The organism is Thiorhodococcus fuscus, assembly GCF_042682685.1.
Classification (GTDB): Bacteria; Pseudomonadota; Gammaproteobacteria; order Chromatiales; family Chromatiaceae; genus Imhoffiella; species Imhoffiella fuscus.
Genome location: NZ_JBHUHX010000026.1, coordinates 39,397 through 42,469 on the forward strand (window position 1 = coordinate 39,397; position 3,073 = coordinate 42,469).

A 3,073-nucleotide genomic window follows, 5' to 3' on the forward strand; every position below is an offset into this window, starting at 1 on the left:
CCACTGCCCCCTTTTCTCGACGCCGAGATCATCACTCGAAATTGGGATACTGCTGCAGCTTCTCGCCTTTCTCGTCGAGAAGGCGCGGATACTCGTCACCCGGTTCCGCCTCGAAGGGTTTCTTACGACTGCGGCTGACCTGGAAGATCCAGTTGTCACCGAAGTCGACCAGGTAGAAGAGCTTGCGGTGTTTGGGGAGCGGGAACAGGCTTTCGAGCCGCCTCTCCCATGGCGGCGCTACGAGCTTGATGTTCAGCGTCCAGATCATGCGGCAATCCACCTCGGATACGTTCGCGACCGCAGCCCAGGGTGTCAGCTCGGCACTGCCAAATCCGCACCGGACCGGGTGCATGGAAACCATGAGTCGGGATACTTCAATCCGCCTCGGCGACGATAGGGTCGGCCTCCGACGAACGAACTCATCGCTGACCGGCGTCGTGGGAAGGCGCGACGCGCACTGAAGCGCAGCACGCCATACTGTTCGTGTCCAAACGCCCACTCACAGAACCCCGTGGAGGCCATCGCATGAACGCTCTCCCACCCCACGCCACCTCCGACGAGCCACCGAAACCAATCCGCTTCGGCCGAGAGATCTGCGGCCAGCTCGATCAGGCCGAACGCCGCGAGTGGTGGCTGACCAACAGGCGTGGCGCCTATGCCGCCGGAACCCTGGCCGGCTCGCTGACCCGCCGCTACCACGGGCTGCTGGTCGCGCCCGTCTCGCCGCCGCTCGGACGCGTCCTGGTCTTCGCCAAGGCCGACGCCACGCTGATCGACGGCGGGCGCGAGTGGCCGCTCTTCACAAACCGCTGGTCCGAGGGAGCGATCGACCCAGCCGGGCTGATGCAGATCGAGTCCTTCCGACTCGACGGCCGCATCCCAACCTGGCGCTATGCGATCGGGGACATGCGGATCGAGCAGCGGATCTGGCTGGAGCAGGATGCCGATCGGGTCTGGATCGGCTGGCGCCTGCTCACCAGACACCATGATCGCAACCTGCAACTGCGCATCGATTTATTGGTGGACGCCCGCAACCATCACTGCGTCACCCAAACCGGGCAGATCCAGCCCGAGCTGAGCCTGGACGACGGACGGCTGCGTGTCCTGCACCCCGATCGGTTCGAACTCGGCATCCAGGCGATCGGCGGCACACTCTGCATCGATTCTGTCTGGATCGAGCGTTTCGACCTACCGATCGAGCGCGAACGCGGGCTCGAGAATCGCGACGACCATCTGCGGATCGGGCACGCCGAGCTGAGGCTCGAAACCGGTACATGGGTCGGTGTCACAGCGGCCGTCGGAAGCCAGCGCGCATCGAGCCTGGACCTAGAGGCGTCATTGCAGCGCCAACTCGGGTGGGACGCGAACCTGATCGCCCGCGCCTGCTCGGCCGATCCAGTCTTCGACCAGGCGCCGGACTGGATCCGCCAATTGCTGCTTGCTGCCGACGCCTTCCTCTTCGCCCGCCCACTGGAAGGGATACCCGACGGCGAGTCGGTCATCGCCGGCTATCCCTGGTTCGGCGACTGGGGTCGCGACACCATGATTGCGCTTCCCGGTCTGACCCTGGCGACCGGACGCCCCGAAAGCGCCCGACGAATCCTGGAGACCTTCGCCCGCTTCGTCGACGGCGGCATGCTGCCCAACGTCTTCCCTGGGAGCGGAGAAATTCCGGAATACAACACGGTGGACGCCGCCCTTTGGTATCTGGAGGCCTGGCGCGCCTATCTGCAAGCGACCGGGGACCTGAGCGCCCTGGAACGGGTCTTCCCAACCCTCGACGACATCGTTCGGGCCTATCGCGACGGCACCCGCTACGGGATCGGCATGGACCCGATCGATGGCCTGATCCGGGCAGGAGAACCCGGAGTCCAACTCACCTGGATGGACGCCAAGGCCGACGACTGGGTGGTGACCCCAAGGATCGGCAAACCGGTGGAAATCAACGCGCTCTGGTACAACGGGCTGGTCGCCATGCAAGACCTGGCTGTGCGGCTCGGGCGTGATCCCGCCCACTATGCAGAACTCGCCGTGCGAACCGCAGCCGGGTTCCGACGCTACCTGAAAGCGGATGGAAACGGCCTCATCGACCTGTTGGACGGACCCGATGGCAACGATCCCAGTCTACGCCCCAACCAGATCTTCGCCGTCAGCCTATCGGCATCGCCGCTGTCGCCCGAGCAGCAGGCCAGCGTGGTCGCGGTCTGCGGACGCGAGCTGCTGACCTCTTACGGACTGCGCTCAGTCGCCCCTTCGCACCCGGACTACCGAGGATCTTATCTCGGCGATCGCCGGGAGCGTGACGGCGCCTACCATCAGGGCACGGTCTGGGGCTGGCTGCTCGGCCATTACGCACTGGCCGAATACCGCGTGACGGGCGATGCGGAACTCGCCCTCTCGCGCCTTGAGCCCATGGCCGACCACCTGCATGACGCGGGACTCGGCAGCATCAGCGAGATCTTCGACGGCGACCCACCGCATACCCCGCGCGGCACCCCGCTGCAGGCATGGTCTGTGGCCTGCACACTGGAGGCCTGGTGGCGTTTGCGCCGGACGCCCTTGTCGTGATCAGGTGCGAATCGAGGTCCTCAATCCTCAAGCGACAGAAACACAGCTTGCCGCACTCATTGAACCCACGATGCGCCTGCTGCTATTGCCACCACACATCAAAAAGAATCCCGTTGGCGATATCGCCGGCGATCAAATCTTGATATTCAGGTGACCGAGAGAAAGCGATCAGGACATCGGAACGGTCCAGTAAGCCGGCATCCAAAGCACCCACCCACGCGTCATAGCCTGACGCTTCGGCAGATCGGTTTAAGAAGTTTTCATAGAGTTGTTCCACATAGCTTCCATTGGTAAGCGGTGACCCATAGTGCGCCTTGAACTCAGGGCTGGCGAGAAAGCTATCGGCAACAGACTGCAAGCTGAAGCCATTATCCAGAGCGCTGACCCAATCGCCCAGCCCAGGCGCATCGGGGGCGCGACCAAAAACGCCATAAAGGCATCCCATTACACAGAACTTTGAGTGTACGATGGTGCGTTGTTTTTCCTGAGATATTTTGGAGCAGAC

3 protein-coding genes are annotated in these 3,073 nt (G+C 63.4%); 1 reads left to right on the forward strand and 2 read right to left on the reverse strand.

Features of this window, described 5'->3' with window-relative positions; translation table 11 throughout:
- Positions 1–31 precede the first annotated feature (31 nt).
- Positions 32–268 (reverse strand): plasmid pRiA4b ORF-3 family protein, encoded by a 237-nt coding sequence (locus ACFSJC_RS11445; protein ID WP_386026754.1) that lies wholly within the window; start codon positions 266–268, stop codon positions 32–34.
- 257 nt (positions 269–525) lie between these two features.
- Here ACFSJC_RS11445 and ACFSJC_RS11450 point away from each other — a divergent pair, with 257 nt between their 5' ends.
- On the forward strand, positions 526–2,568 hold the full coding sequence (locus ACFSJC_RS11450; RefSeq protein ID WP_386026756.1) for an amylo-alpha-1,6-glucosidase: 2,043 nt from the start codon (positions 526–528) through the stop codon (positions 2,566–2,568).
- A gap of 82 nt (positions 2,569–2,650) precedes the next feature.
- On the opposite strand, the gene ACFSJC_RS11455 is transcribed toward ACFSJC_RS11450, so the two are convergent.
- A partial coding sequence (locus tag ACFSJC_RS11455; RefSeq protein ID WP_386026758.1) for a DUF4214 domain-containing protein occupies positions 2,651–3,073 on the reverse strand: 423 nt, incomplete at its 5' end.

Excerpts from the sequence above, each read along its gene's own strand:
- ACFSJC_RS11445 (WP_386026754.1), bottom strand. The coding sequence starts at position 268 with ATGATCTGGACGCTGAACATCAAGCTCGTAGCGCCGCCATGGGAGAGG.
- ACFSJC_RS11450 (WP_386026756.1), top strand. The coding sequence starts at position 526 with ATGAACGCTCTCCCACCCCACGCCACCTCCGACGAGCCACCGAAACCA.